Origin of the sequence: Aestuariivirga sp., assembly GCF_037139295.1 — a bacterium.
GTDB lineage: Bacteria > Pseudomonadota > Alphaproteobacteria > Rhizobiales > Aestuariivirgaceae > Aestuariivirga.
In genome coordinates, this window is the sequence record NZ_JBAXGR010000008.1 from 1 (window position 1) to 25406 (window position 25406).

General features: G+C 65.7%; 27 protein-coding genes and 1 tRNA gene. 10 read left to right on the forward strand and 18 right to left on the reverse strand.

What is annotated here, in order from left to right:
• Positions 1–186 precede the first annotated feature (186 nt).
• Both WCJ41_RS04175 and WCJ41_RS04180 read right to left on the reverse strand, forming a co-directional pair.
• The gene (locus WCJ41_RS04175) at positions 187–381 is read right to left on the reverse strand and encodes a hypothetical protein (protein ID WP_336904577.1); all 195 of its coding nucleotides are present in this window, start codon (positions 379–381) and stop codon (positions 187–189) included.
• A 96-nt stretch (positions 382–477) separates the two neighbouring features.
• Complete coding sequence (locus WCJ41_RS04180; RefSeq protein WP_336904578.1) at positions 478–1014, reverse strand: hypothetical protein; 537 nt, start codon at positions 1012–1014, stop codon at positions 478–480.
• 12 nt (positions 1015–1026) lie between these two features.
• On the opposite strand from WCJ41_RS04180, the gene WCJ41_RS04185 reads away from it, so the two are divergent.
• A complete protein-coding gene (locus WCJ41_RS04185) occupies positions 1027–1380 on the forward strand; it encodes a hypothetical protein (protein ID WP_336904579.1) in 354 nt (117 codons plus the stop codon).
• A 39-nt stretch (positions 1381–1419) separates the two neighbouring features.
• Here WCJ41_RS04185 and WCJ41_RS04190 read toward each other — a convergent pair whose 3' ends face one another.
• The 3 genes from WCJ41_RS04190 to WCJ41_RS04200 form a co-directional block, all read right to left on the reverse strand.
• A complete protein-coding gene (locus tag WCJ41_RS04190) occupies positions 1420–1917 on the reverse strand; it encodes a thermonuclease family protein (protein ID WP_336904580.1) in 498 nt (165 codons plus the stop codon).
• Positions 1918–1982: 65 nt separating this feature from the next.
• Positions 1983–2432, reverse strand: coding sequence for a molybdenum cofactor biosynthesis protein MoaE (locus tag WCJ41_RS04195; RefSeq protein WP_336904581.1), 450 nt, complete (start codon positions 2430–2432; stop codon positions 1983–1985).
• A 31-nt stretch (positions 2433–2463) separates the two neighbouring features.
• The gene (locus WCJ41_RS04200) at positions 2464–4227 is read right to left on the reverse strand and encodes an AsmA family protein (protein ID WP_336904582.1); all 1764 of its coding nucleotides are present in this window, start codon (positions 4225–4227) and stop codon (positions 2464–2466) included.
• A gap of 97 nt (positions 4228–4324) precedes the next feature.
• On the opposite strand from WCJ41_RS04200, the gene WCJ41_RS04205 reads away from it, so the two are divergent.
• A complete protein-coding gene (locus WCJ41_RS04205) occupies positions 4325–6265 on the forward strand; it encodes an acetoacetate--CoA ligase (protein WP_336904583.1) in 1941 nt (646 codons plus the stop codon).
• Here the strand turns inward: WCJ41_RS04205 and WCJ41_RS04210 are convergent.
• Together WCJ41_RS04210 and WCJ41_RS04215 are read right to left on the reverse strand one after the other, a co-directional pair.
• A complete protein-coding gene (locus WCJ41_RS04210; protein ID WP_336904584.1) occupies positions 6255–7925 on the reverse strand; it encodes an iron ABC transporter permease in 1671 nt (556 codons plus the stop codon). The two genes, WCJ41_RS04205 and WCJ41_RS04210, sit on opposite strands and share 11 nt — an antisense overlap.
• A gap of 7 nt (positions 7926–7932) precedes the next feature.
• A complete protein-coding gene (locus WCJ41_RS04215) occupies positions 7933–10476 on the reverse strand; it encodes a PAS domain-containing sensor histidine kinase (RefSeq protein ID WP_336904585.1) in 2544 nt (847 codons plus the stop codon).
• Positions 10477–10694: 218 nt separating this feature from the next.
• Here WCJ41_RS04215 and phaP point away from each other — a divergent pair, with 218 nt between their 5' ends.
• Positions 10695–11153: a TIGR01841 family phasin gene (gene phaP / locus WCJ41_RS04220; RefSeq protein WP_336904586.1), complete on the forward strand. Its 459-nt coding sequence runs from the start codon at positions 10695–10697 to the stop codon at positions 11151–11153.
• Positions 11154–11313: 160 nt separating this feature from the next.
• Positions 11314–11390: transfer RNA gene (locus tag WCJ41_RS04225), tRNA-His, on the forward strand.
• A 3-nt stretch (positions 11391–11393) separates the two neighbouring features.
• Here the strand turns inward: WCJ41_RS04225 and WCJ41_RS04230 are convergent.
• The 11 genes from WCJ41_RS04230 to WCJ41_RS04280 all read right to left on the reverse strand — a co-directional run bounded on the left by WCJ41_RS04230 (position 11394) and on the right by WCJ41_RS04280 (position 20509).
• Positions 11394–11597, reverse strand: coding sequence for a hypothetical protein (locus WCJ41_RS04230; RefSeq protein ID WP_336904587.1), 204 nt, complete (start codon positions 11595–11597; stop codon positions 11394–11396).
• A 188-nt stretch (positions 11598–11785) separates the two neighbouring features.
• Positions 11786–12403 carry an urease accessory protein UreG gene (gene ureG, locus WCJ41_RS04235; RefSeq protein ID WP_336904588.1) on the reverse strand — a complete coding sequence of 206 codons (618 nt, stop codon included), beginning with the start codon at positions 12401–12403 and terminating at the stop codon, positions 11786–11788.
• Complete coding sequence (locus WCJ41_RS04240) at positions 12400–13050, reverse strand: urease accessory protein UreF (protein ID WP_336904589.1); 651 nt, start codon at positions 13048–13050, stop codon at positions 12400–12402. The genes ureG and WCJ41_RS04240 overlap by 4 nt, the downstream gene beginning before the upstream one ends.
• A complete protein-coding gene (locus WCJ41_RS04245) occupies positions 13034–13477 on the reverse strand; it encodes an urease accessory protein UreE (protein ID WP_336904590.1) in 444 nt (147 codons plus the stop codon). Before WCJ41_RS04245 ends, WCJ41_RS04240 begins: the two co-directional genes overlap by 17 nt.
• Entirely contained in the window at positions 13477–15180 is a 1704-nt protein-coding gene (gene ureC, locus WCJ41_RS04250) for an urease subunit alpha (RefSeq protein ID WP_336904591.1), read from the reverse strand. The genes WCJ41_RS04245 and ureC overlap by 1 nt, the downstream gene beginning before the upstream one ends.
• A 1-nt stretch (position 15181) precedes the next feature.
• The gene (locus WCJ41_RS04255) at positions 15182–15487 is read right to left on the reverse strand and encodes an urease subunit beta (protein ID WP_336904592.1); all 306 of its coding nucleotides are present in this window, start codon (positions 15485–15487) and stop codon (positions 15182–15184) included.
• A 9-nt stretch (positions 15488–15496) separates the two neighbouring features.
• Positions 15497–15799, reverse strand: coding sequence for an urease subunit gamma (locus WCJ41_RS04260; protein ID WP_336904593.1), 303 nt, complete (start codon positions 15797–15799; stop codon positions 15497–15499).
• Between the two features lie 9 nt (positions 15800–15808).
• A complete protein-coding gene (locus WCJ41_RS04265) occupies positions 15809–16591 on the reverse strand; it encodes an urease accessory protein UreD (RefSeq protein WP_336904594.1) in 783 nt (260 codons plus the stop codon).
• Complete coding sequence (gene glcF / locus WCJ41_RS04270) at positions 16588–17868, reverse strand: glycolate oxidase subunit GlcF (RefSeq protein WP_336904595.1); 1281 nt, start codon at positions 17866–17868, stop codon at positions 16588–16590. Before glcF ends, WCJ41_RS04265 begins: the two co-directional genes overlap by 4 nt.
• Positions 17868–19019 (reverse strand): glycolate oxidase subunit GlcE, encoded by a 1152-nt coding sequence (glcE, locus tag WCJ41_RS04275; protein ID WP_336904596.1) that lies wholly within the window; start codon positions 19017–19019, stop codon positions 17868–17870. Before glcE ends, glcF begins: the two co-directional genes overlap by 1 nt.
• The gene (locus WCJ41_RS04280) at positions 19019–20509 is read right to left on the reverse strand and encodes an FAD-linked oxidase C-terminal domain-containing protein (RefSeq protein WP_336904597.1); all 1491 of its coding nucleotides are present in this window, start codon (positions 20507–20509) and stop codon (positions 19019–19021) included. Before WCJ41_RS04280 ends, glcE begins: the two co-directional genes overlap by 1 nt.
• Before the next feature lie 93 nt (positions 20510–20602).
• Here WCJ41_RS04280 and WCJ41_RS04285 point away from each other — a divergent pair, with 93 nt between their 5' ends.
• The 6 genes from WCJ41_RS04285 (at position 20603) to WCJ41_RS04310 (ending at position 25287) form a co-directional block, all read left to right on the forward strand.
• Positions 20603–20983, forward strand: coding sequence for a cytochrome c family protein (locus WCJ41_RS04285; protein ID WP_336904598.1), 381 nt, complete (start codon positions 20603–20605; stop codon positions 20981–20983).
• A gap of 64 nt (positions 20984–21047) precedes the next feature.
• Entirely contained in the window at positions 21048–21812 is a 765-nt protein-coding gene (locus tag WCJ41_RS04290; RefSeq protein WP_336904599.1) for a (Fe-S)-binding protein, read from the forward strand.
• Positions 21812–23227, forward strand: coding sequence for a LutB/LldF family L-lactate oxidation iron-sulfur protein (locus WCJ41_RS04295; protein WP_336904600.1), 1416 nt, complete (start codon positions 21812–21814; stop codon positions 23225–23227). Before WCJ41_RS04290 ends, WCJ41_RS04295 begins: the two co-directional genes overlap by 1 nt.
• Positions 23224–23892, forward strand: coding sequence for a lactate utilization protein (locus WCJ41_RS04300; RefSeq protein WP_336904601.1), 669 nt, complete (start codon positions 23224–23226; stop codon positions 23890–23892). The genes WCJ41_RS04295 and WCJ41_RS04300 overlap by 4 nt, the downstream gene beginning before the upstream one ends.
• Complete coding sequence (locus WCJ41_RS04305) at positions 23855–24373, forward strand: hypothetical protein (RefSeq protein WP_336904602.1); 519 nt, start codon at positions 23855–23857, stop codon at positions 24371–24373. The genes WCJ41_RS04300 and WCJ41_RS04305 overlap by 38 nt, the downstream gene beginning before the upstream one ends.
• Positions 24374–24441: 68 nt before the next feature.
• Positions 24442–25287, forward strand: a complete 846-nt coding sequence (locus tag WCJ41_RS04310) for a fumarylacetoacetate hydrolase family protein (RefSeq protein WP_336904603.1) — start codon at positions 24442–24444, stop codon at positions 25285–25287.
• Positions 25288–25406: the final 119 nt, after the last annotated feature.

The window sequence follows — 25406 nt, forward strand, 5'->3', positions numbered from 1 at the left end:
TTGGTAAGGGAGAGGTCGTGGGTTCGATTCCCCCTGGCAGCACCATTCATTGGCGAACCGAGGCTGCATCGACAGCTTCCGGACGGTTGGCGCTTTGTCGCCGTGGGCTGTGCGCCCGGTCAGACTCAGAGCAACACCACTGTCTTCCGCGAGATGATCGCGCTGCTGGACGGCGCGGCGGGCCAGTCAGGCCGCTTCCGGGTCTTCTGCCATGTTGTTGAGCGGGGCATCTGCATCCTGCGGCCGCAGGTATTCGAAGACCAGCCGCGCAGCCTCCTCGGCACTCATCTGAGGGTAGTGCTTCTGCAGGATGGCCACGATGTGACGATAGTCAACATGGCCGAGAATGTTCCCGGTATCGTCATCGGCAGTCGCGTCCATTCAGGCCCTCGTGGCGTCGGGCCGGAGATAGCCGTGAATGGACGGCGTGTTTGTGCGGTGGAAAGCAATTGCGTTTGCGATCCCGAAGCGGGTGCCTCAGAGAGCGCCTTCATCGGTGAGCGACATCACGTCGGCGACGCGGCCGTTCTTGACCAGGCACCGCCACTTGGCCTTCTGCTCGCCCACGCCGACGATGACCGTGTTGTTGGCTTCCGAGCTGTTGGTGTCGAGAACCGTGACCTCGCCATTGTTGGTCTTGTTGGAGACGGCGGCAAGGCAGGCCTCCTGGTCCTTGGCGGGGGCGAGCGTGAGGTTGGCCCCGCCACCGGCGTCCCCGGACGCCGCACTGCTCGTGACCTGGCAGATGCCGTTGGCGCCGCCCTTTGCCGTGTAGGTGACGGTGAGTGCTGACCCGTCCATTCCGAAGTCGATGGCGATGCCCTTGATGCGGGCCTCCCAGGCGGTGGCGCTGAAGGTCTTCACCGTGGCCTTGGTGCCATTGATCCTGACCTTGCCGCTGCCGTTGGACTTGACCGTGATGCCGGTGGGGCAGCTTGCCGTGAATTTCCGGCCGCCTGGCTTCCGCCGCTGTAATCCCCGCGGCCAGTTCCGCCGTAGGAAAAAAATTAACAAAGGGGAACTGATATGAAGAACATCCTGATGGCAGCCGCGGTCATGCTTGCGGCAAGCGGAACGGCGTTTGCGGGCGCGATGGCAACGGGCGAGCAGATCGGCGCGGCAATCTCCGGCAACACCGTGCAGGGCAGCATGATGGCGGCCGGAGCCTACACGGAATTCTACGGCGCTGACGGCGTCATCAAGGGCAAGGACTATGCGGGCAAGTGGCGCATCAACGCCGACACCATGTGCTTCCAGTATGGCCAGGACCCCGAGGCGTGCTGGCAGGTCAAGCTCGATGGCGACCAGGTGACCTGGGTGAAGGACGGCAAGGACGACGGCACCGGCACGATCGTCAAGGGCAACCCCAACAACTTCTGACGCGGCCAAGCGAGCGGCGAGGCACGTTGTGCCCGCCGCTCAATCCTCTTCCTGCTGCTGGAGCAGGCTGTTGCGGTTGGCATTGCGCCAGTCTTCCGGCGTCTGGAAACGGCCCTGCCAAAGTCCGCGGCCAGCAACGCGGGCCTCCGCCTGCGCCGCGGCATGATCCTGGCCGTGGCGGGTGTAGGCGACCGCCCATCCGGCGCGCACCATGGCATCGTTGATGTTCGCCTTCCCGGCGCTGCACTCTGAAACCGCGCGGCCGTAGCGGTCGGTATCGAGGATGTTGCAGGTGACGGTGGCATTGCGGACCAGGCCGCGCAGCGCATCGCGCGCTGCATGGCCGCAATCATATTCCTTGCCATCGGCCTTCCAGCAGGTCTGGAACAGTTCCGGCGCGTCGATGGCGTGCAGGCGATAGTCTTTCCCGTCCTTGCGGAGCGAGTCGCCGTCGACCGCGGTGAAGGACCCCGTCTCGTCGGGAAGCCAGCCGGCCTGGCGCGCGCCATAGGTGATGACGGCAAGCAGCAGCAGCATGCCCGCGCCCTCGGCAAGGCTGCGCCACCAGGGCCTGGGCGACCGGCGTGGTGGCCGCCAGTGCCTCACTTGCTCCAGCGCCGCGCCGCGTCGTCGTCGCTGTCCTTGGCGGCGACCCAGCTCGCACCCTGGTCATTCTCCTCGAGCTTCCAGAAGGGCGCCTTGGTCTTCAGCCAGTCGATGAGGAAGTGGCAGGCCTCGAAGGCGGCTTCGCGGTGGGCCGAGGCGGCGATGACCAGCACGATATCCTCGCCCGGCTCCAGCCGGCCATGGCGGTGGATGATGAGCGTGGCATCGAGCTGCCAGCGGCGGTGCGCTTCCTGCTCGATGTCTTCGAGGGCCTTCTCGGTCATGCCGGGATAGTGCTCGAGCGTCATGGCCTTGACGTCGGTGCCATCCGACAGGTCACGCACCGTGCCAAGGAACATGACGGTGCCGCCGATGCCCGGCCTGCCTCTCTTCACCTCGGCGAGTTCGTGGCCCGGGTCGAAGGGCTGTTGCTGGATGCGGATCATCTGTCCTTCATGCCCCGGCCTGCGCGCCGGTTCAATTGCCTTGCGGTGACGCGGGATCCTGCAGGGGTGCCGTGCTGCCATCGGGGTTGGCGATGAAGCTGGGAACATCCGCAAAGATTTTCGGCGCGCCCCACGGCCCCCGCGCGATGACCGCCACGGGCAGCAGCGGCTGGCCGTTGGTGGTTGCCGTGGTCGACACGGCGATGCCCTGGCGAAGCACGTCGATGAGGCCTTCGAGGGTGAAGCTGACAGGACCCTCGATCGTCGCGTTGCGGAAGTTGGCGATGCCGTCCTGGATGGTGGTCTCGCCCCGGAGGCTGGTGAAGGGCGTATCGCCGGGCGCCGCCTGCCAGCCTTCGAGCACTTTCTGCTTGGCCGCGAGGACGAGGCCAGCAAGGTCGGCTCCGGCAATGCTGCCGTTGACGAGGTCGATGCTGGCCGTGCCCTTCAGCATGCCGACGAGTTCCTCCTGCGTTGTGCCGCCGGCAGTGAAGTTCGCCGTGAAGCCGCCGGTGCCGGTGAGTTGCGTGGCCCCTGTGAGCGCGCCCAGCAGAGGCTGGGCTGCAATGTCATTGGCGATCATGTTGACGGCAACACTGGGGGGTGCCGCATTGGCATCGGCCTTGACGGTGACGTTCAATGTTCCGTCCGTGTCGAGGTCGGAAACGCTGGTCACGTCAAGCTTGCCGTCGGTGAGCGCGATGCGAAGCTCGGACCCGCCCGCGGTGAAGCCCCCGAAGGACATGCTGCGGGCATCGATGGTGGCTTCAATGTCGAAGGCCTTCAGAAGGGCGAAGGGCAGGGGCACGCGGCCCCAGTCGCCATTCTTGGCACCGGATGCTGGCATGAAGGGATCAAGCCACAGCCTGTCGGCAACAAGCCTCGCCTGCAGCTTGGGCGTGGCGTTGCGGAGGTCTGCCCCCAGCTCGCCCGCCGCGCGGAAGTTGCCCATCGAGAGCGTGGCATTGCGGATCGCATAGGCGCGGCCTGCGCTGTCAAGCGCGCCGTCGATGGCGATGGCGCCGGTGGCCGTGATGCCGGCGGGCAGCGGCAACCCGATGAGGCGCAGCCCGGGACCCGGCGTCTGGCTCGACAGGCTGACGGGGCCTGCGAGACTCAGGACTTCGGCGGTGGACAGGCGGCCGCTGAAACTGGCGTTGCCATCATCGGCGGCAAGGGCGATTTCCAGCGGCGAGCCATCGGCATTGATGCGGGCCAGCGACTTGAGGTCGGCATCGATGCGCACCAGCCGGCCGTTGATCACGGCGGTGCCGGCGAAACTGGCACCGCCATCGGCGCGCATGTCCAGCGTGCCATCGACATGGGTGAGCGCCATGCTCTGGCTGTTGCGGGTGTCGAAGTAGCGGAACCGGGCCTGTTCCAGCTGGATGCGCAGCGGTCCGCCGGGTGTGAAGCCCGGGAAATCCCAGTTCGCCTCGCCGCGGTCATTGATCAGCAGTGCGAATTCGGGCTCGGTGAGGGTGATGCTGGCAATCTCCGGCGCGGCCCCGAAGAGCTGGCCCAGCGTCACCGGAATGACGGCGGACTTGACGGTGGCGAGGCTGTCATCCTCCGGCGCAGCACCGGAGAGGGTGGCGTCGTCAAGGCGTACCGACAGGGGCGAGAAGTCGAGGTGGGTGCCGCCATTGACCGCTAGGCTGCGGCCCAGCTGCTGCTGCGCCAGCGCATTGAGCCTGCCCGCCACCCCGCGCGGCGCCACGAGCACGAAGGCGACAACCACCAGCACCAAAAGGCCAAACGCCGCGCCACCTGCCATGAGCCGTCGGTTGTACATCGGAAACTCCTGAAATCGCGCCGCTTTTGGGCGGGACTTGCGGCCCTTTCGTGACATGACTAGACCCGCAACGAACCGCCACTCCGGAGTGCCTTACATGACCGAACGTGCTTTGTGGACCCCCGCCCCCGAACGGATGGCCAGTTCCAACCTCGCCCGCTTCATGGCGCCGCTGGGCCTCAGGAGTTTCGAGGAGGTGCTGCGCTATTCGGTGGAGGAGCCCGAGGCCTTCTGGTCGCGCCTGTGGGACTTCTGCGAGGTGAAGGCCGAGACCCGCGGCAGCCGCGTTCTGGTCGATGGCACGAAGATGCCGGGGGCGAAGTTCTTCCCCGATGCCCGCCTGAACTATGCCGAGAACATGCTGCGCCGGAACGACGACATGGATGCGCTGGTGTTCCGCGGCGAGGACAAGGTCAGGCGGCGGATGAGCTGGGCCGAACTCCACAAGGCCGTGGCGAAGCTCAGCCGTGCCTTCGCCACTGCGGGTGTGAAGGCGGGTGACCGCATCTGCGCCATCGTGCCCAACATGCCGGAATCGATCGTGGCCTTCCTCGCGGCCTCTTCACTGGGCGCCATCTGGTCATCCTGCTCGCCGGACTTCGGCGAGCGCGGCATCCTCGACCGCTTCGGGCAGATCGAGCCGAAGATCCTCATCACCTGCGACGGTTACTACTATGCCGGCAAGACCATCCGCATGGCCGAGAAGATCGGCAACGTGCTGAAGGAGTTGAAGAGCGTCGAGCGGGCGCTGGTGATCGACTACATCGGCGAGGCGGACGCTGTGGCCCAGGCGCTGCCGAAGGGTGAAACGCTGGCAGGCTTCATGAGCGGGCAGAGCGACGCGCCGATCAGCTTCGCGCAGCTGCCGCCCGACCATCCGCTCTACATCCTCTATTCCTCCGGCACGACGGGCATCCCGAAATGCATCGTGCATGGTGCGGGCGGCATATTGCTGAAGCACCTGTCCGAGCATGTGCTGAATACCGACACCAAGCCTTCCGACAAGCTGTTCTATTTCTCCACCTGCGGCTGGATGATGTGGAACTGGCTGGTCTCCGGTCTCGCTGCGGGCGCAACGCTTCTGCTCTATGACGGCTCGCCCTTCCACCCGTCCGAGCGCGTGCTGTTCGATTATGCCGATGACGAGGGCATGACCATCTTCGGTACCTCCGCCAAGTATATCGATGCGGTGAAGAAGAGCGGCCTCGTGCCGAAGGAGACGCACAAGCTGTCAGCCCTGCGCGCCATGCTGTCGACCGGCTCGCCGCTGTCGGCGGAAAGCTTCGACTTCGTCTATGCCGGCATCAAGTCCGACATCCAGCTCGCCTCCATCTCGGGTGGCACCGACATCTGCGGCTGCTTCGTGGGCGGCAACCCGCTGTCGCCGGTGTGGCGCGGCGAGATCCAGGGCGCCATGCTGGGCGTGGCGGTCGATGTCTATGATGAGAACGCAAAGCCGGTACGCGGTGAGAAGGGCGAACTCGTCTGCGTGAAGCCCTTCCCGTCGATGCCGGTGATGTTCTGGAACGATGCCGACGGCTCGAAGTATCACAACGCCTATTTCGCCCGCTTCCCCGGCATCTGGTGCCATGGCGACTTCGCCGAGATCACGCCGCACAATGGCATGATCATCCATGGCCGCTCCGACGCGACGCTCAACCCCGGCGGCGTGCGGATCGGCACGGCCGAAATCTATGCCCAGGTGGAGCAGGTGCCGGAGGTGATCGAGGCGCTGGCCATCGGTCAGGACTGGGACTCGGACGTTCGCGTGGTGCTGTTCCTGCGCCTGCGGCCCGGCGTGGCGCTGAATGATGAGCTGGTCGCCCGCATCAGGAAGAAGATCCGCGACGGCGCCTCGCCGCGCCACGTGCCGGCGAAAGTCGTCGCCGTCGCCGACATTCCGCGCACCAAGTCCGGCAAGATCACCGAGCTTGCGGTGCGCGACGTGGTGCATGGCCGCGTGGTGAAGAACAAGGAGGCGCTGGCCAACCCGGAGGCGCTGGACCTTTACAAGGACCTGCCCGAACTCAGCTCGTGATGTGCGGCTCGTGCAGCGTGCGCGAGAGCAGGATCACCGGCAGCAGGCCGACGGCGACGATGGTGAGGGCCGGCAGCGCGCTTTCCTCCAGCTGGTCGAGGGAGGCCAGCATGAAGACCGTGGTGGCGAGCGTCTCGAAGTCGAAGGGCCTGAGGATCAGTGTCGCCGGAAGCTCCTTCATGCAGTCGACGAAGACGAGCAGTGCGGCGGAGGCAAGTGCGGGCTTCAGCAACGGCAGATGCACTTCGATGAAGGCGGCGATGGGGCCGCGCCCCAGCATGCGCGCCGCGGCGGCCACGCTGGGCGTCACCTTCTGCAGTCCGGCCTCGATGGCGCCGAAGGAGACGGCGAGGAAGCGCACCACATAGGCGAAGACCAGCGCCGCGATGGTGCCCGACAGCAATAGGCCTGACGACACACCGATCTGCTCACGCAGGAAGCCATCGAGTGAATTGTCGAAGGCAGCGAGCGGGATCAGCACGCCAATGCCCAGGACCGTGCCGGGAATGGCATAGCCCGTGGCGGCAAGGCGGATGACGCGCCGGGTGAGGCCGCTGCGCACGGTGCGGTTGGCATAGCCGAGCACGAGGCCCAGCAGGACTGCCACGACGGCGGCGACAACGGCCAGCAGCAGCGAATGATAGACGGCGCTGAGGTAGGTGGTGGACAGCGCATCACCCATCCGGGGTGCCGCGAAGTTCAGCAGCACGAGGGCCGGCAGCACGAAGCCGATGAGGATGGGAAGGCCGCAGGCGACGACGGCGAGCGCGCGCTGCCAGCCGTTGAGCCTTATGCGGTCCGGCTGGCGCGGGCGCTGGGCGGGCAGCACGAAGGACTGGCGCCGCCGCGCCTGCCGCTCGATCCACAGCAGCACGAAGATGAAGAGCAGCATGACGGCGGAGATCTGCGCCGCACCGCCGAGGTTTCCCTGTGACAGCCACGTCGTGTAGACGCCGAGCGTCAGCGTGCGCACGCCGAAGAAGCCCGCCGCACCAATGTCGTTGAGGCATTCCATGAGGGCGAGCGACACGCCCACCGCGATGCCGGGGCGCGCGAGCGGCAGCGCCACGGCGCGGAAGGCGCCCCACGGCGTGCGGCCCAAGGCACGCGCCACTTCGAGTTGCGTTGCCGGCTGGCGGATGAAGCTCGCCCGCGCGGTGAGGAACACATAAGGATAGAGCACCATCGACAGCACGAAGATGGCGCCGCCCAGCGAGCGGATCTCGGGGAACCAGTAATCGGACTTGGTCGTCCAGCCCATGACTTCGCGCAGCAGCGTCTGCACCGGGCCTGCGTAGCTCAGGAAATCGACATAGGCATAGGCGACGATGTAGCCCGGCATGGCCATGGGCAGCAGCGAGGCCCAGACGAACAGCGGCCGCAAGGGAAAGCGGCACATTGTGACGAGCCACGCCGTGCCGGTGCCGACCACGAAGGTGATGAGGCCCACGCCCGCCATCAGCGCGACAGTGCGCATCACATAGCCCGGCAGCACGGTGGAGAGCAGGTGCGGCCAGACATTTTCAGTGGGCGCCAGCGCCAGCACGATGATGGTGACGACCGGCAGCACCAGCGCCAGTCCGATGACGAGAGCTGCCGCGGCGAACAGCCTTTCGCTTGCCGGGCGGGGCGGGCCCTTGGGCATCGCGGCGGCGGTCATGATTGGGTTATTCCGCCAGCACGCGGGTGGTGGGGAACGTGACTTCGGCCAGCGTGCCCTTGCGCGGCTCGCTGGAGAGGCTGAGCCGCGCGCGGTTGGCCTCGACCAGCGCTTTGGTGAGCGGCAGGCCAAGCCCGGTGCCCTGCACGTCGCGACCTTCGGTAATGACGCGGCCGAAGGGTTCGAGCGCGCCCCTCAGCTGGTCCTCATCCATGCCGATGCCGGTGTCCTTGACGCGCAGCTTCAATTCGCCGTTGTTCATCACCTGGGCGGAGACCACCACCTGGCCGCCCGCATCGGTGAACTTGATGGCGTTGGACACGAGGTTGAGCAGCGCCTGGCGCATGGAGCGCAGGTCGGCCACCACGTTGGGAAGATCGGGCGGCATCGACTTGCGCATCACCACCCGCGCCGCCGTGGCCTGCTCCTGCAGCAGCTTCAGCACGTAGTCGGTGACGTCGGCCAGCGACACGGCGGTGAAATTGAGATCGAGCTTACCCGCCTCGACCTTCGAAAGATCGAGCAGGTCGTTGATGAGCGACAGCAGATGCGCGCCGCTGGCGTGGATGTCCTGCACGTAGCCGCGGTATTTCTCGTTTTCGATTTCGCCGAAGCGCCCGAGCCGCATCACTTCCGAGAAACCCATGATGGCGTTGAGGGGTGTACGCAGCTCATGGCTGACGCTGGCGAGGAACTCGGACTTCTGGCGGCTGGTCGCCTCCGCCTTCTCCTTTGCCTCGCGCAGTTCCTGCTCGGTCTTCTTCCACTGCGTGATGTCGCGCACCACGGCACAGAAGGCGGCCTGCGAGCGCGTGGCCTGCAGGCGGCCGATGGTGAGGAACAGCGGAACCGTTCCGCCCTGCCTGACCAGTGCGGTGACTTCGCGGCCATCGTTGAAGACGGATGCGAGGCCGGGGCCCTGCAGTGCTGCCAGATAGTCGCGCACCACCTTGCGGCAGTCGGGCGACAGCAGGTCGAACAGCGGCTTTCCGGTAACCTCGGCGATGCGGTAGCCGAAGATCGCTTCGGCTCCGGCGCTGAAGGTGTGGATCTTCGCGTCCTGGTCCAGCGTGATGATGCCGTCGGCCGCGGTGTCGAGAATGGCGCGCAACTCCTGGTCGGCGTCCGCGCCCGGGTTGCGCGTTGGAAGCTGGATCACCTCGGCGCTGGTGCGTGGGGCTTCCGGCGGCGCGACGGTCTCGACGACGGTCTCGACGACGGTCTGGGCCTCGGCAGTCGTCGACATGGGGGACGACGGTACGGTGGGAGTGAGAGCGAGGCGAAGTTCGGGGCGTGCCGCCTCGGCAGGATGGAGCAGGAACTGCCGGGCCGGGCCGCCCAGCCAGGGGATCACCACCATCTGCACGCTGGCCTCGATCTCGCTGCCCTGGTCGGTGAGGATGCTGGCGCGCGGCAGGGCCTGGCCAAGCTGGCCGAAGCGGTTGGAGAGCGCCTGGTCGTTGATTACGTCCTCGCCGGTTTCGTAGCCGAAGAGCCGCGCCGCGGCAGGGTTGGCGAAGAGCAGCTGGCCGTCCTTGGCCACCAGCACGGCCTCGGGCCGGTTCTCCAGCGGCAGGCGCACCTGGTCGGGTATGCGCTGCAGCTTGCGACGCGGGGCGGGCGGCGGCGCTTCCGGCGCGGCGGCTTGCGGCGCGCGCGGCACAGCCGGCTTCGGCTGGCGGAGTTCATCCTGCAGCACCTTGCCCAGCTTTTCGAAGGCGGCGGCATCAGCTTCTGACAGTGCGGCGGCGTTCTTCGCTGCGGCGGCTGCTGACGTTGGGGAAGCCGCCGGCGCGGCTGGCGCGGGTGCGGCCGCAGGAGCTGCGGGTTCGGTGCCTGACAGCTTCAGCTCCAGCGCGCGGCGCTCCGTCACGTCATCGAGCAGCAGCATGGCGAAGGCGGCGCCTTCGGCCTCGCGATTGAGGCGGCGCGCCGTGAGGCGGATGTCGCGGGTGCCGATGCGCACGGCGAGCGCGCGGTGCTGCACCACGGTGCCTGCCGCCGCGATGCGCGCCAGCAGCGCATCGGCCTGGGGCTGGTCGCCCATCAGTTCGGCAAGGCTGCCGCGCTGGTTGGCGCCCAGCAGCATGAGCGCTGCGGCATTGAGGTGGTGGAAGCTGCCGTCACGCCCGACAAGAATGGCGGCAGAGGGCAGGAGGTCGAAGGCGGCGGCCATGTCGGCATCCGCACGGGCCACCTCGGCGCTGCCAGACGCACGGGCGACGACCAGAACGCCCGGGCGGCCATCTGCCAGCGCATGGATCATGCAGCGGCAGGTGATGGCGCCTTCGGTGGCGGCAGACGGGAAGGTGAGATCGACGGTTTCAACCTGGCCGCGATGCAGGGTGCGCGACAGGCCCATCATCGCCTCGACGCCCGGTTCCTGCTCGTCGAAGGGGCGGTCGATCAGGTCGAACAGCGAGGCGCCGCCGAAAAAGGCGATGCCGGCCGGATTGGCCCAGACGATGCGTGCCCGCCCGGCGTCCCACAGCCAGGCGGCTTCTGGCACGTCCCTCAGGTCTTCCAGCGTCGGTGTGGCGACGTCGGCCAACAGTTCACCCCTACAACCAGCCCAAACTCAGCCCAATCTGTTTACGATGCCTTAACCCAAAAAATAAAGGAATTCGGCAACATCCGGTTAATTTTCAGGGGTACGGGGGGCATCGGAGAGGTCGCAGTGCAATATTTATATTGCATCGCACCATTTGTGGGCCTATATTCTGTTCATCAGGCAGGCAGAGCCAAGCCTGGCCAACAGGAGAAACACCCATGTCGACCAAGACGGCCAAGCCCGAAATGACCAATGAAACCGTGACCAAGGCCACCGAGCAGGTTGCCGAGCAGGTTGCAAGCTTCGCCCAGAAGACCCTCGACCAGGCGCAGGGCGCCTTCGAGAAGGTCTCGGAAGTGGCCCACGGCAACGTCCAGCTGATGGACGCCGCCGCCAATGCCTACAAGAACCGCGTGACCGACATCCAGCTGAAGTCGATGGAATTCGTGCAGCTGAACATCAATTCCGGCTTCGCCTTTGCGCGCAAGTTCTTCTCGGTTCGTGACCCGTCCGAGGTCATGAACCTGCAGCAGAGCTTCCTCAAGGAGCAGGCCGAGACGCTGCAGCGCCAGGCCAGCGAGCTCTCCGAGCTCTCCGTCGCTCTCGCCAAGGAATCGCTGAAGCCGGTGCAGGACCAGATGTCCAAGTCCTTCGCCACCCTTTCCAAGGTTGCCTAAGCCAAACAGCTGATGCCCGGCCGGGGCCTCCCCGGCCGATGCATTAACCCTCCAAGGCCCGCTCGGTTTCGATGCGGGCCTTTTTGTTGGCTTGAAATCGCCAGCGACTGGGGCTAGGAACGCCCCGTGCGAAAGGCTTTTGGCCTTTCAGCCCAGTGATGCCGCCTTAGCTCAGTTGGTTAGAGCACTAGATTGTGGATCTAGGGGTCGCCCGTTCGAACCGGGCAGGCGGTACCACTCTCAGCGCCTCAAGAATTCAGCTGCTTGCGCGAGATCGTCATTGATCGCGTCGAGCGAGGACATGATGGCACGGATGTCGCGCTCATCCTCCATGCCCGACATTGCAAGGCGCACCACATGGGTCTGCGCCTTCACCCGCGCCAGGGCATCATGGAGTTCCTTGAGCGCGGTATCGTCGTCGGCGTTCGTGATGTCCGTCGTCACGGAATTCCCCCGCAGCCCTGATTTGCAATCGCAGACTTCGAAATAATTTGAAGCCGCGTGAATGTACAAGCAAAGAAATTCACCAAAGATAAGTATTCATACATGTGACGTAAGGGAATCTGACTACTTCAACGACGGCTGAATGGTCTTCCTGCGCCCGGGCAATCCAGACCAAGGTTCACTTGCCGTCACGCCAATCCGCCGGCTCGCTCGATGAAGGTGACAACCTCGGCAAGGCCTTTCTGCCGCAGCAGGTCGGTGAACACATAGGGCCTGTCACCGCGCACCTTGCGCGTATCCTGTTCCATGATGCCGAGGTCGGCCATCACATGCGGCGCAAGGTCAGCCTTGTTGATGACCAACAGGTCGGACCGCGTGATGGCGGGGCCGCCCTTGCGCGGGATCTTCTCGCCCTGGCAGACCGAGATCACATAGAGCGAGATGTCAGCGAGGTCCGGCGAGAAGGTGGCGGCGAGGTTGTCGCCGCCGGATTCGATGAAGATCACGTCAAGGTCCGGATGGCGCCACACCATCTCGTCCACCGCGGCAAGGTTGATCGATGCATCTTCGCGGATCGCGGTGTGCGGGCAGCCGCCGGTTTCCACCCCCATGATCCGATCTTCCGGCAGCGCCTGCAGCCGGTTGAGGATGAGCGCGTCTTCCTTGGTGTAGATGTCGTTGGTGATGGCGGCGACGGAGTATTTCTCGCGCATTGCCTTGCACAGCTTTTCGGTGAGCGTCGTCTTGCCGGAGCCGACCGGCCCGCCGATGCCGACGCGCAACGGGCCGTGGGAGGATTTCGTCATGTGCGGAACACCCGGCTGTACTGCGTCTCGTGTTTCATCGCGGCAATGTCTGCGCCAAGCGTGATGGCGCCGAGGTCATCGAGCGTGGCTATACTTGCTCGCTCCGCCGTGCGGGCGATGACGGGGGCAAGGTCGCGCAGCACCTCGAGCCCCGCCGTCTGGCCGATGGGCACGAGGCGCACCGCGACGGAGGTGAGGGTTGCCGCGAAGCCCTGCAACCAGGCCAGCAGCGCGTGATCCTTGTCGATGCCCATCGCGACGCAGGCGGTGCCGGCTGCGATGGGATAGGCGATCTCCTCGTCATCGAGCGAGGGCGCCGCGAAAATGCCTGCCGCGATGCGGAAGGCGCGGCCGATCTGCGTGGTTTCAAGGTGGCGCTCGCGCGAGGTTGCTAGCGCGAGGGCGAGTTCGTTCAACTCTCCGGCATCATCGTCCCAGCACCGCGCGAAGAGCACGGCATCGTTCCATCCGGAGCCGCGCGTCAGCAGGTCCGAGATCCAGTCCTTCAGCTCCGCGCCCGTGGTGACAGCGCGCTGATCGATGGCCCATTCGAGCCCGTGCGAATAGGCGAAGGCGCCGGCGGGGAAGGCGGGTGACATCCAGGTGAGCAGCAGCAGAAGCTGCGCGGCCTCAGTGTTCGTGCGCATGATAGGCGCCGTGGACAGGAGTGAAGGGCTCCGTCACATCCGACACTTTGGCGCCAAGCTGCTCCAGCATCACGCGGATGATGCGGTCACGGCGCAGCAGGATGCGATTGGCATCGATCTGTGCGGAGAGGTGCCGGTTGCCGATGTGCCAGGCCAGCGTGACGAGGTGCTGCGCGTCACGTGCGCGAACCTCCATCAGCTCTTCCGGCGCCGCGACGATCTTCGCCGTGCGGCCATCCTCCAGCACCAGCCGGTCGCCCTGTTCGAGGTGAACCGGCTTCTCGAAATCGACGAGAATGTCCTCGCCATTGGCCAGCGTGATGCGCTTGCGCCGGATGTGGCGCTCATCCGCATCCAGCACCACGATGCCGAAGGGCTCGTCACCCAGTGGCTCTGCCCGGCGGAAGGATGTGGCGCGCAGGGCCATCAGTAGAGGAAGTAGCGCTGCGCCATCGGCAGCACGTGGGCGGGTTCGCAGGTCAGCAACTGGCCATCGGCGTGCACTTCATAAGTCTCGGGGTTCACCTCGATCACCGGCGTCGCGTCATTGTGGATCATCGAGGCCTTGGACAGGCCGCCGCGTGTGTTATCGACCGCCACCATCTTCTTCTGCGTCCCAAGCTTGGCCTGCAGACCGTCCTGCAGGGCCGCCTTGGAAACGAAGGTGACGGCGGAATTGGTCATCAGCTTGCCGAAACTCGCGAACATCGGGCGGTAGTGTACCGGCTGCGGCGTGGGGATGGACGCATTGGGATCGCCCATGGGTGCCGCCGCGATGGAGCCGCCCAGCAGCACCATCTCCGGCTTCACGCCGAAGAAGGCCGGGTTCCACATGACGAGGTCGGCGCGCTTTCCAACTTCGATCGAGCCCACCTCATGCGCGATGCCCTGCGCGATGGCCGGGTTGATCGTGTATTTCGCCACGTAGCGCTTGACGCGATTGTTGTCGGCAGCGCCGTCACCGGGCAGGCTGCCGCGCTGCACCTTCATCTTGTGGGCCGTCTGCCAGCAGCGGATGATGACCTCGCCCACCCGGCCCATGGCCTGGCTGTCCGACGAGATCATCGAGATGGCGCCGAGATCGTGGAGAATGTCCTCCGCCGCGATGGTCTCCTTGCGGATGCGGCTTTCGGCGAAGGCAATGTCCTCCGGAATGCGTGGGCTGAGGTGGTGGCACACCATCAGCATGTCGAGGTGTTCGGCCACCGTGTTGATCGTATAGGGCCGTGTGGGATTGGTGGAGGAGGGCAGCACGTTGGAAAGCCCTGCCACCTTGATGATGTCCGGCGCATGGCCGCCGCCAGCACCTTCGGTGTGGAAGGTGTGGATGGTGCGGCCCTTGAAGGCGGCGATGGTGTCGTCGACGAAGCCCGATTCGTTCAGCGTGTCGGTGTGGATCGCTACCTGCACGTCGAAACGGTCGCCGACGGCGAGGCAGTTGTCGATGGCCGCAGGCGTGGTGCCCCAGTCCTCATGCAGCTTGAGGCCGCAGGCGCCGGCGAGGATCATCTCCTCGAGTGCTGCAGGCAGCGAGCTGTTGCCCTTGCCCATGAATCCTAAGTTCATCGGGAAGGAATCTGCCGCCTCGATCATCCGCATGGTGTGCCACGCGCCGGTGCAGGTGGTGGCGAGCGTGCCATGCGCCGGGCCCGTGCCGCCGCCCAGCATGGTGGTGATGCCGGAGTACAGCGCCTCCTCGATCTGCTGGGGCGCGATGAAATGGATGTGGCAGTCGATGCCGCCGGCGGTGAGGATGCGGCCCTCACAGGCGATAATCTCCGTCGACGGCCCGATGACGATGCTGACGCCGGATTGCGTATCCGGGTTGCCTGCCTTGCCGACGCCTGCGATGCGGCCGTCGCGCAGGCCCACGTCGGCCTTGTAGATGCCGGTGTGGTCGAGGATCAGCGCATTGGTGATGACGGTGTCGAGTGCGCCCTCGGCGCGCGTCGTCTGGGATTGGCCCATGCCGTCGCGGATGACCTTGCCGCCGCCGAACTTCACCTCTTCGCCATGCACCGTCAGGTCCTTCTCGACGGCGATGAAGAGTTCGGTGTCGGCCAGGCGCACGCGGTCGCCCACCGTGGGGCCATACATGGCGGCATAGGTGGCGCGGGAAATGCGGGCCATGTCAGAGCGCTCCCATGATCTTCTGCCGGAACCCGTAAACCTTGCGTTCGCCGCCGAGCGGCACCAGCGTCACCTCGCGGCGCTGGCCCGGCTCGAAGCGCACGGCGGTGCCCGCCGCGATGTCGAGGCGAAACCCGCGCGCCTTGTCACGGTCGAAGCGCAGCGCGGCGTTGGTCTCGAAGAAGTGGTAGTGCGAGCCCACCTGGATCGGCCGGTCGCCGGTGTTGGCGACCTCGAGCGTCACGGTGGGTGCGCCGACGTTCAGGTCGATGTCGCCCGCAAGCGTGATGATTTCACCGGGGATCATGAGGTGCTCCTAGCGGATCGGCTGGTGGACGGTGACGAGCTTGGTGCCATCCGGGAAGGTGGCCTCCGCCTGCACCTCGTGGATCATCTCGGCCACCCCTTCCATCACCTGGCCGCGGGTGACGACATGGGCTGCGGCCTCCATCAGGTCGGCGACGGAACGGCCGTCGCGGGCGCCCTCCACCACATAGTCGGTTATGAGGGCGATGGCCTCGGGGTGGTTCAGCTTCACGCCGCGCTCAAGCCTTCGGCGCGCCACCATGGCGGCCATGCTGACGAGCAGCTTGTCCTTCTCGCGCGGCGTCAGTTGCATAATTATTCCTCAGAACGACCAGGTTTTAGGCAGGCCGCCCCCTCCCGCCAGCACCGTGAGGGCCGGAATCAGGGATTTGCGAAGGTCGAACCCGTCTGTTGCGACGAGCCTTGCAACGAGCTTGCCAGACCAGGCGCTGGCCGCGCCTTTCTCGCCGATTGCAGCGCGAACGCGGTCGAGCAGGTCTTCGGCCTCCGGTGCCACCAGCACCACGGTGGCGAAGGCGCGCTTCGTGCCCAGCGTTGCCGGTGTGGCGGGAGGCGCGCCAGCGAAAGCGATGTCATCGGCGAAGATGAGCCTTCCCCCCTGCCGGATGCGCCAGCGGTCGGTGAGCCGCGCCTCCTGCACGCTTTCTCCCATCGCCTCGCGCCCGAGGATCACCGATTCGACCGCAAGGAAGCGCGCCGAGGCGGCCAGATCGGCGGTGATCGTGCGGGAGAGTGCAGCGCCGTCGAACAGGATCGTCTCCTGCGGCAGCCACATCAGGCGGGCGCCGTCGCGGGCGCTGAGCGTGACGTCGACCTGCGCGGAGGGCCCCAGCGACCGGTAGACGCGCTCTGCGGTCTGCGAGGTGACGGTGAGGGTGGTGTCCGCCTCTGTCGTGATGTCGAAGCTGAAGCGGTCGCCCCCTGCCAGGCCTCCGCCCGTGTTGATGAGAATGGCCTCGGGCACGCCGAAAGGAATGCGCACCTTCGCTGCATGTGCCTCGCGCAATCTTACGATGCCGTTCGGCCCCATGCTCAGGTGGATCGACCCCTCGGAGCGCTGGTGGCGGACGGGCGCCGCCGTCATGGCAGGGCTTCGGGCTTCGGCCCGCCATAGGCCCAGTCGAGCAGTTCCACCGTGTGGACGATGGGGATCCTTGTGCCGAGGCCGATCTGGGTGATGCAGCCGATGTTGCCGGTGGCGACGGCCTGGGGGCTGAGAGACTCGATGTTCGCCACCTTGCGCTCGCGCAGCCTGGTGGCCAGTTCCGGCTGCAGGATGTTGTAGGTGCCGGCCGAGCCGCAGCACAGGTGGCCCTCGGGCACCTCCATCACCGTGAAGCCGGCACGTCGCAGCAGCCTCTGTGGTTCAGTCTTGATCTTCTGGCCATGCTGCATCGAGCAGGCGGAGTGATAGGCAAGGCGCAGGCCGCCCGTCGCCTCCGGCAGTTCCTGCGCGATGAGGTATTCGGTGACGTCCCTCGCCTTGGCGCTGATGGCCTTGGCCTTCTCCGCATAAGCCGGGTCGAGGCGCAGCATGTGGCCATAGTCCTTGATGGTGGTGCCGCAGCCCGATGCCGTGACGATCACCGCATCGACGTCGGCCTTGGTCCACTGGTCCACCGAGCGCCGGACGCGGGCCAGCGCATCCTCTTCCTTGCCCATGTGGTGGGTGAGCGAGCCGCAGCAGGCCTCCTCGCCCGAGACGACGACCTCGAAGCCCAGCCGGTTCAGCAGCCGGATGGTGGCGGCGTTGATGCCGGGGTCGAGCACGCTCTGCACGCAGCCCATGAGCAGCGCCACGCGACCTTTTTTCTTACCGATTGCCGGATAGGTGCCGGGCTGGCCGATGCGCTCCGGCGTGGGCATGCGCTTCGGCACGAGGCCAAGCAGTGCCGCGATGCGCGTGGCACCGAAGGATTTTGCCACCGGTGCCAGCGGCGAGGCGAGCTTCGCGCCGATCAGCGACAGGCGGAACAGCTTCGGGCGCGGCATGGTGTAGGCCAGCACGTCCCTCAACAGCCGCTCGAACAAGGGCCTGTTATAGGTTTCCTCAACATGGGCGCGCGCCTCGTCCACGAGGTGCATGTAGTTGACGCCCGAGGGGCAGGTGGTCATGCAGGACAGGCACGAGAGGCAGCGGTCGAGGTGCTTCACCGTCTCGGCCGTCGCGGGCTCGCCGGACTCCAGCATGTTCTTGATGAGGTAGATGCGGCCCCTGGGTGAGTCGAGCTCATCGCCCAGGAGCACATAGGTGGGGCAGGTGGCCGTGCAGAAGCCACAATGCACGCACTTGCGCAGGATGTTGTTGGCCGCGTCGATGCGCGGGGTGGTCAATTGTTCAGGCGTGAAACTGGTCTGCATCAGATGCCCCGATACATGCGGCCGGGATTGAGGACGTGGCGCGGGTCGAAGGCATCCTTCACCCGGCCTGAGAGGGCTGCAAGCGCTGGCGCCTGCGGCTGGAACACGTCGACCGCCGCGCGGGTTGCTTCCGGCGCACGGATCAGCGTTGCATGGCCCGAAGCGAAGCTTGAGCGCACCAGCACCGCCGCGGCATCATGCGACGGTGGCACCTCCAGCCAGACGAGGCCGCCCGCCCAGTCGAAGAGATAGCGAATGTCGAGCTTGTCCTTCAGTACACGAATCATGCCCGGCGCGGCGGAGGGCGCCACCGAGATGCGCCACAGCGGGTGGCGCGGGTTCTCGGCGAACATCGCACCGTCGCGGATCGCCTGCCACTTGGCGATGGAACTCTTCGCCGCCATCACCTCGATGCCGCGCTTCAGCACCTTGCCCAGCTGGTCGCGGCGATAGGCCACCGAAGGCGCGATTCCTTCAAGGCGCAGATAGACGGCCTCGCCCGGAATGTAGGCCGCAGCGGAGACCTCGCAGGCCGACTGCATGGCAAGGCTCATCGCCTCCACCGCCTGCGCGTCGTCGAGGCCGGTCAGCACCACCGTCTCTTCCGTCTCGGGCGCGGGCAACACCTTGAGGATCACCGAGGTGAGTGCGGCGAGCGTGCCGTAAGAGCCGGTCAGCAGCTTCGGCATGTCATAGCCCGTCACGTTCTTCACCACGCGCGCGCCCGCCTTGAACACATTGCCCGCACCGGTGACGCCATGAATGCCGAGGATATGGTCGCGCACGGCACCGGCCTTGAGGCGGCGCGGGCCGGACAGGTTGCAGGCCACGAGGCCACCCACTGTGCCGTTGCCATGAGACCCCAGCAACGCCGACCAGTCGGGGGGCTCGAAGGCCAGCTGCTGGCCGCGCTGGCCAAGCATGCGCTCGATCTCGGCCAGCGGCGTTGCGGCGCCAACGTCGAGGATCAGCTCTTCCGGTTCATAGGCGATGACGCCGGAGAAGGCAGACATGTCCAGCGTCGCCGCCGCCTGCACCGGGTGGCCCAGGTGGCGCTTGGTGCCGCTGCCGATGATCTCCAGCGGCGCCTTTGCCGCGGCGATCATGTCCGACAATTCGGTTTCGGTGGCAGGCTTCAGCACGGCGATCATCAGAATCTTGGGATCTCCGGGAAGGGAAGCGCCCCGCCCTTCACATGCATGCGGCCCAGCTCCGCACAGCGGTGAAGCGTGGGGAACACCTTGCCGGGGTTCAGCAGGCCCTTGTCGTCAAAGGCGCACTTCACGCGCATCTGCTGGGCGAGATCGCCTTCCGTGAACATCTCCGGCATCAGGTCGCGCTTTTCGATGCCCACGCCATGCTCGCCCGTCAGCACGCCGCCCACCTTCACGCAGAGGCGCAGGATGTCGGCGCCGAATTTTTCCGCGCGGTCGAGTTCGTCCGCATTGTTGGCATCATAGAGGATCAGCGGATGTAGGTTGCCGTCGCCTGCGTGGAAGACATTGGCCACACGCAGCCGGTGCAGCTTCGAAAGCTCTGCCATGCCCTGCAGCACTTCCGGCAGGCGCTTCCTCGGAATGGTGCCGTCCATGCAGAGATAGTCCGGCGAGATGCGCCCCACGGCCGGGAAGGCCGCCTTGCGGCCTGCCCAGAACAGCATGCGCTCTTCCTCGGACGTCGAGATGCGCAGCGTCGTGGCCTTGTTGGCGCGCGCAATCTCGGAGACGCGCTCGATCAGATGGTCGACCTCGACTTGCGGCCCGTCGAGCTCGACGATCAGCAGCGCCTCGACGTCGAGCGGGTAGTCGGCATGGACGAAGTCTTCCGCCGCGTGGATCGCCGGGCGGTCCATCATCTCCATGCCGCCCGGAATGATGCCGGCCGAAATGACATCAGCCACGCATTGCCCGGCATCCTCGCTCGAGGGGAAGCCCACCAGCACGGCGCGCGCCGTCTCGGGCTTCTGCAGGATGCGCACGGTCACCTCGGTGACGACGCCGAGCAGGCCCTCGGAGCCCGTCATGATGCCAAGGAGGTCATAGCCTTCCGAGTCGAGGTGCTTGCCACCCAGCCTGATCACCTCACCGGTCACCAGCACCATCTCGATTCCCAGCACGTTGTTGGCGGTGAGGCCGTATTTGAGGCAGTGCACGCCGCCCGAATTCTCCGCAACATTGCCGCCGATGGTGCAGGCGATCTGGGATGAGGGGTCCGGCGCGTAGTAAAAGCCCTTGTGCTCCACCGCCTTGGTGATGGCGAGGTTGGTGACGCCGGGCTGCACCACGGCGCAGCGGTTGGCGTAATCGATCTCCAACACCCGGTTGAACTTCGCCAGCCCCAGCAGGATGCCATCGGCCAGCGGCAGCGCACCGCCGGAGAGCGACGTGCCCGCGCCCCGCGGCACCACCTTGATCTCATTCTCATGGGCATATTTCAGCACGGCGGAGACCTGCGCCACCGTCTCCGGCAGGACCACCACGAGCGGCATCTGGCGATAGGCGGTGAGGCCATCGGTCTCGAAGGCCCGCATTTCGACGGGCAACTCGATCACGCCTTCGCCGGGAACGATGCGGCGCAGCGCCGCAGCGATGACCGAACGGCGCTCGATCGTGTCCTGGTCGGGGACGGGCATTGTGAGCATGGGTGATCTTTTCGCAGCCTGCAGCGTTAGAAGAAACGGAATTAAACCTCGTCCGAACACCCATTGCAACGAAAGATCAACGGAGTGACCCACATGACCCGACTGACGATCACGCTGCTGTCCCTTCTGGCGCTTCCCGCCGCCGCATTCGCCCAGGATTCGGGCGACGCCGCCAAGGGCGAGAAGGTCTTCGCCCAGTGCAAGGCCTGCCACGAGGTCGACAAGGGCGTCAACAAGGTGGGACCCACGCTCAAGGGCGTGATCGGCCGCAACGTCGCCTCGGTGCCGGACTACAAGTATTCCACGGCCATGCAGGATTTCGCCAAGACCCATCCGGCTTGGACCGACGAACTCTTCCTCATCTATATCGAGAACCCCAAGAAAGAGGTTCCGGGCACCAAGATGGCCTTCGGCGGCGTGAAGAAACCTGACGACCGCGCCAACCTGCTCGCCTATCTCAAGACCAAGAACTGAGGGAAGCCTTGCGGCCACCCGCGGGGGCTGGCAAAACCCTTCCCCCGTACACCCCCGAGGTTCCATGCCTGACACTTCCCCGCGCATTGGCCTGTTCGTCACCTGCCTCGTCGACATGTTCCGGCCCTCCGTCGGCTTTGCCGCGGTGAAGCTGCTGGAGGATGCCGGCTGCACGGTGGAAGTGCCCGAGGCCCAGACCTGCTGCGGCCAGCCCGCCTACAACTCAGGCGACACGGCCAGCGCCCGCGCCATTGCCCGCAACGTCATCGCCGCCTTCAAGGGCTATGACTACGTGGTGGCGCCATCCGGCTCCTGCGGCGGCATGATGGTGAAGCATTACCCGGAACTCTTCGAGCCCGGCTCGACCGACCATGAAGAGGCGCTGGACCTGAGCCGCCGCACCCATGAGCTCACGTCATTCCTCACCCGCGTGCTGAAGGTGGAGCGGGTCGAGGCGCAGTTCCCGGCGCGCGCCACCTACCATGACTCCTGCTCAGGGCTCCGCGAACTCGGCATCCGCAACGAGCCGCGCAAGCTGCTGGCCTCGGTTGAAGGCGTGTCGCTCCGCGAAATGACGGATGCGGAAGTGTGCTGCGGCTTCGGCGGCACCTTCTGCGTGAAGTATCCCGGCATCTCCGACAAGATGCTGGAGAAGAAGCTGCGCCACATCGAGGCGACGGGGGCCGACACGCTGATTGCAGGTGACCTTGGCTGCCTGATGAACATGGCCGGCAAGCTGAAGCGCGTCGGCTCCGCCATCAAGGTGCGCCACGTGGCGGAAGTGCTGGCGGGCGACTATGGAACGCCCCCCATTGCGGAGGCCGAGTGATGGATCTGGGTGCCGCCAACTTCAAGGACAATGTCGGCAAGGCGCTGGCTGACGACAAGCTCCAGAATGCCATGACCGAAACGGGCCCACGCTTCATCTACAAGCGCACCAAGGCCCGCGATGCACTGCCGGAGTTCGACGCGCTGCGCGACCAGGCGCGCGACATCAAGGACCACGTGCTCGACCACCTCGACATCTACCTCGAGACATACGAGGCGAAGGTGAAGGCAACGGGCGGCCACGTGCACTGGGCGGAAACGCCGGATGATGCCCGCGCCGCCGTGCTGGAAATCTGCCGCAAGGCCAACGCGAAGATGGTCACCAAGGGCAAGTCGATGATCTCGGAAGAGATCGACCTGAACCAGCATCTCGAAGCCAATGGCATCACGCCGGTCGAGACCGACCTCGGCGAATATATCATCCAGCTCCGCAACGAGCGGCCCAGCCACATCATCGCCCCCGCCGTGCACCTGACGCGCGACCAGGTAGAAGCTGATTTCCGCCGCGTCCACACCCACCTCGATCCGAAGCGCGACCTGACCGAGATCCCGGCGCTGGTTGAGGAGGCGCGCGCCGTTCTGCGGCAGAAATATCTCACAGCTGATGTCGGTATCACCGGTGCCAACTTCCTCATCGCCGAGACCGGCACCTCGATCATCGTCACCAATGAGGGCAACGGCGACCTCACACAGACTTTGCCGAAGGTCCACATCGTGCTGGCCTCGATCGAGAAGCTGGTGCCGACGCTGGAGGATGCGACCACCATCCTGCGCGTGCTGGCGCGCTCCGCCACGGGGCAGGATTTCTCGAACTATACGACCTTCTCCACCGGCGGCCGCCGCCCGGGCGACCCGGATGGTCCGGTCGAATATCACGTCATCCTGCTCGACAATGGCCGCTCGGCCGTGCTCGGCACCGAGTTCCAGGACATGCTGCGCTGCATCCGCTGCGGCGCCTGCCTCAACCATTGCCCTGTCTACAATGCAGTGGGCGGCCACGCCTATGGCTGGGTCTATCCCGGCCCCATCGGCTCGGTGGTGACACCGGCACTGATCGGCATTGAAAATGCAAAGCACCTTCCCAACGCATCGACCTTCTGCGGCCGCTGCGAGGAAGTCTGCCCGATGCGCATCCCCATCCCCAAGATGCTGCGCCACTGGCGCGAGAAGGAGTTCGAGCGCCACCTGCAGCCCACTTCGATGCGCTGGGGCCTCGGGCTCTGGGCCTGGATGGCGAAGCATCCGAAGCTTTATCGCAAGGCCACGGCCCTTGCGGCGCGTATTCTCGCCAACCAGGCATTCGGCAAGGGGCGCCTGAAGAAAGTACCGCTCGCCTCGGGCTGGACGGAGTTCCGTGACATGCCCGCACCGCAGGGCAAGACCTTCCACCAGCTGTGGAAGGAGCGCCGCTCATGAGCGCGCGTGAAACCATCATGGCCCGCGTGCGCGCCAAGCTGCCGAAGGGACCGGAAGGCGCGCGCCGCGAGGCGGTGGAACTGCACATGGCACAGCACCCGCGCAACCTCATTCCGGCGCGCGGCGAGGGCGACATCGACCACCGCATCCGCGTCTTCACCGAGATGATGGTGGCGGTGGGCGGCACGGTGGAGATCATCGATGACGTGAACGAGGTGCCACACCACGTGGCCGTCTATCTGCGTGACGGCAACCTGCCCGCCGTGGTGCGGCGCGGAAGCGATCCACTGCTGGCGAAGCTGCCCTGGCATCGCGGCGGCACGCTGGAGGTGACGGAAGGCCCGGCGGTCGACGCTGACCGCGCCTCGATTTCCCATGCCTTTGCGGGTGTGGCCGAGTCTGGCACCATCGTGCAGATTTCAGGGCCGGAAAACCCAACAACGCTCAACTTCCTGCCCGAAGCGCATATCGTGGTGCTCGAATCCGCCGCCCTTTTTGGCAGCTATGAAGAGGCGTGGAGCAAGTTGCGCAGCCAGATGGGAGAGGGCAACATGCCGCGCACCGTGAACATGATCTCGGGCCCGTCCCGCACCGCCGACATCGAGCAAACCATCGTGAGGCCCGCCCATGGCCCGAAGAACATGCACGTCATCATCGTCCGCTAGCCTGCTCGTGCTTCTGCTCTCGTCCGGCGCGGCACTGGCCTGTGCCGACGATGAGGCGACGCTGTTTTCCTGCCTCGCCAAGGACCAGTCCCACACCATCGAGCTTTGCGCGGTGAGGGACGATGCGGCGGGCGGCTTCCAGTCGCTGCAATACCGCTATGGCACGGCGGAGAGGGCAGAGCTCACCTTCCCCGAGAACCGCGACGAGGGCAGGGGGGCCATGTCGTTCGCCCATGCCTTCGATGGCAACGCTTATGTCTGGTCGCTGCGCTTCGCCAATGAGGGCTACACCTACCGGCTGTTCGGCATGGGCGATGATGCCGGGGTGGAGGTCTGGCGCAAGAAGAAGCGGCTGGCGCAGGTGATGTGCGGCGAACGCCCCTATGCCATGACGGCGGATATCCGGAAGGCGGCGGGCTGCGACCTCAACAACCCCTTTGGCGCGGCCGGCTGCGGCGAGGTTCCCCCGCAACGCAAGTGATCTTTTGACTTAGTGCCAATTCATCGGCATTTTGCGCCCATCGTCATACAAATGGGATGGAACGTCAGATGAAGCTGGTGCGTTACGGTGCGATAGGCAAGGAAAAGCCGGGCATTCTCGACAAGGACGGGAAGCTGCGCGATCTCTCTGCGGTGATCCCGGACATTTCGGGCGAGACGATCTCGCCGAAGAGCCTCTCCCGCCTCAAGAAGATCAAGCCGGAATCGCTGCCCCTCGTGCGCGGCAAGCCACGCATCGGCGCCTGCATCGCCAATCCGCAGAAGTTCATCGCCATCGGCCTCAACTATTCCGATCACGCCGCCGAGTCGGGCTTGGCTGTGCCGAAGGAGCCCGTCGTTTTCACCAAGCAGGTGAGCTGTGTGTCGGGTCCCTTCGACGACGTGACCATTCCGCCCAAGTCCAAGAAGTCGGACTGGGAGGTGGAGCTGGGCGTCATCATCGGAACCAAGGCCAAGAACATCAAGAAGGCCGACGCGCTGAAACATGTCGCCGGCTACTGCACCATCAACGACCTCTCGGAGCGCGAGTTCCAGGCGGAGCGCTCCGGCCAGTGGACCAAGGGCAAGTCCTACGACACCTTCGGGCCCGTGGGCCCGTGGCTCGTCACGGCGGATGAGGTCAAGGACCCGCAGAAGCTGCATATGTGGCTCGATCTCAACGGCAAGCGCGTGCAGGACGGTTCGACCTCCACCATGGTGTTCGGCGTCGCCCACATCGTGGCCTATCTCTCGCAGTTCTTCACGCTCATGCCGGGCGACATCATCACCACCGGCACGCCGCCGGGCGTCGGCATGGGCATGAAGCCGCAGCGCTTCCTGAAGCCCGGCGACACCATGCGCCTTGGCATCGAGGGCCTGGGCGAGCAGGGCCAGAAGGTGGTTCGCGATAAGTGACGGCTCAAAGGGAGCCGTCTCGCTCTACTTAATTCCGTCATCCCGGCGAAAGCCGGGACCCAGCTACCTTTGGGTCAGCAAAGCTGGGCCCCGGCTTTCGCCGGGGTGACGGCTTTTGC

Bases quoted from the DNA above. Each gene is read 5' to 3' on its own strand.
- WCJ41_RS04175 (WP_336904577.1), bottom strand. From the start codon at position 381: ATGGACGCGACTGCCGATGACGATACCGGGAACATTCTCGGCCATGTT.
- WCJ41_RS04185 (WP_336904579.1), top strand. From the start codon at position 1,027: ATGAAGAACATCCTGATGGCAGCCGCGGTCATGCTTGCGGCAAGCGGA.
- WCJ41_RS04190 (WP_336904580.1), bottom strand. From the start codon at position 1,917: ATGCTGCTGCTGCTTGCCGTCATCACCTATGGCGCGCGCCAGGCCGGC.
- WCJ41_RS04195 (WP_336904581.1), bottom strand. From the start codon at position 2,432: ATGATCCGCATCCAGCAACAGCCCTTCGACCCGGGCCACGAACTCGCC.
- WCJ41_RS04200 (WP_336904582.1), bottom strand. From the start codon at position 4,227: ATGTACAACCGACGGCTCATGGCAGGTGGCGCGGCGTTTGGCCTTTTG.
- WCJ41_RS04205 (WP_336904583.1), top strand. From the start codon at position 4,325: ATGACCGAACGTGCTTTGTGGACCCCCGCCCCCGAACGGATGGCCAGT.
- WCJ41_RS04210 (WP_336904584.1), bottom strand. From the start codon at position 7,925: ATGACCGCCGCCGCGATGCCCAAGGGCCCGCCCCGCCCGGCAAGCGAA.
- phaP (WP_336904586.1), top strand. From the start codon at position 10,695: ATGTCGACCAAGACGGCCAAGCCCGAAATGACCAATGAAACCGTGACC.
- ureG (WP_336904588.1), bottom strand. From the start codon at position 12,403: ATGACGAAATCCTCCCACGGCCCGTTGCGCGTCGGCATCGGCGGGCCG.
- WCJ41_RS04240 (WP_336904589.1), bottom strand. From the start codon at position 13,050: ATGCGCACGAACACTGAGGCCGCGCAGCTTCTGCTGCTGCTCACCTGG.
- WCJ41_RS04245 (WP_336904590.1), bottom strand. From the start codon at position 13,477: ATGGCCCTGCGCGCCACATCCTTCCGCCGGGCAGAGCCACTGGGTGAC.
- ureC (WP_336904591.1), bottom strand. From the start codon at position 15,180: ATGGCCCGCATTTCCCGCGCCACCTATGCCGCCATGTATGGCCCCACG.
- WCJ41_RS04255 (WP_336904592.1), bottom strand. From the start codon at position 15,487: ATGATCCCCGGTGAAATCATCACGCTTGCGGGCGACATCGACCTGAAC.
- WCJ41_RS04260 (WP_336904593.1), bottom strand. From the start codon at position 15,799: ATGCAACTGACGCCGCGCGAGAAGGACAAGCTGCTCGTCAGCATGGCC.
- WCJ41_RS04265 (WP_336904594.1), bottom strand. From the start codon at position 16,591: ATGACGGCGGCGCCCGTCCGCCACCAGCGCTCCGAGGGGTCGATCCAC.
- glcF (WP_336904595.1), bottom strand. From the start codon at position 17,868: ATGCAGACCAGTTTCACGCCTGAACAATTGACCACCCCGCGCATCGAC.
- glcE (WP_336904596.1), bottom strand. From the start codon at position 19,019: ATGATCGCCGTGCTGAAGCCTGCCACCGAAACCGAATTGTCGGACATG.
- WCJ41_RS04280 (WP_336904597.1), bottom strand. From the start codon at position 20,509: ATGCTCACAATGCCCGTCCCCGACCAGGACACGATCGAGCGCCGTTCG.
- WCJ41_RS04285 (WP_336904598.1), top strand. From the start codon at position 20,603: ATGACCCGACTGACGATCACGCTGCTGTCCCTTCTGGCGCTTCCCGCC.
- WCJ41_RS04290 (WP_336904599.1), top strand. From the start codon at position 21,048: ATGCCTGACACTTCCCCGCGCATTGGCCTGTTCGTCACCTGCCTCGTC.
- WCJ41_RS04295 (WP_336904600.1), top strand. From the start codon at position 21,812: ATGGATCTGGGTGCCGCCAACTTCAAGGACAATGTCGGCAAGGCGCTG.
- WCJ41_RS04300 (WP_336904601.1), top strand. From the start codon at position 23,224: ATGAGCGCGCGTGAAACCATCATGGCCCGCGTGCGCGCCAAGCTGCCG.
- WCJ41_RS04305 (WP_336904602.1), top strand. From the start codon at position 23,855: ATGGCCCGAAGAACATGCACGTCATCATCGTCCGCTAGCCTGCTCGTG.
- WCJ41_RS04310 (WP_336904603.1), top strand. From the start codon at position 24,442: ATGAAGCTGGTGCGTTACGGTGCGATAGGCAAGGAAAAGCCGGGCATT.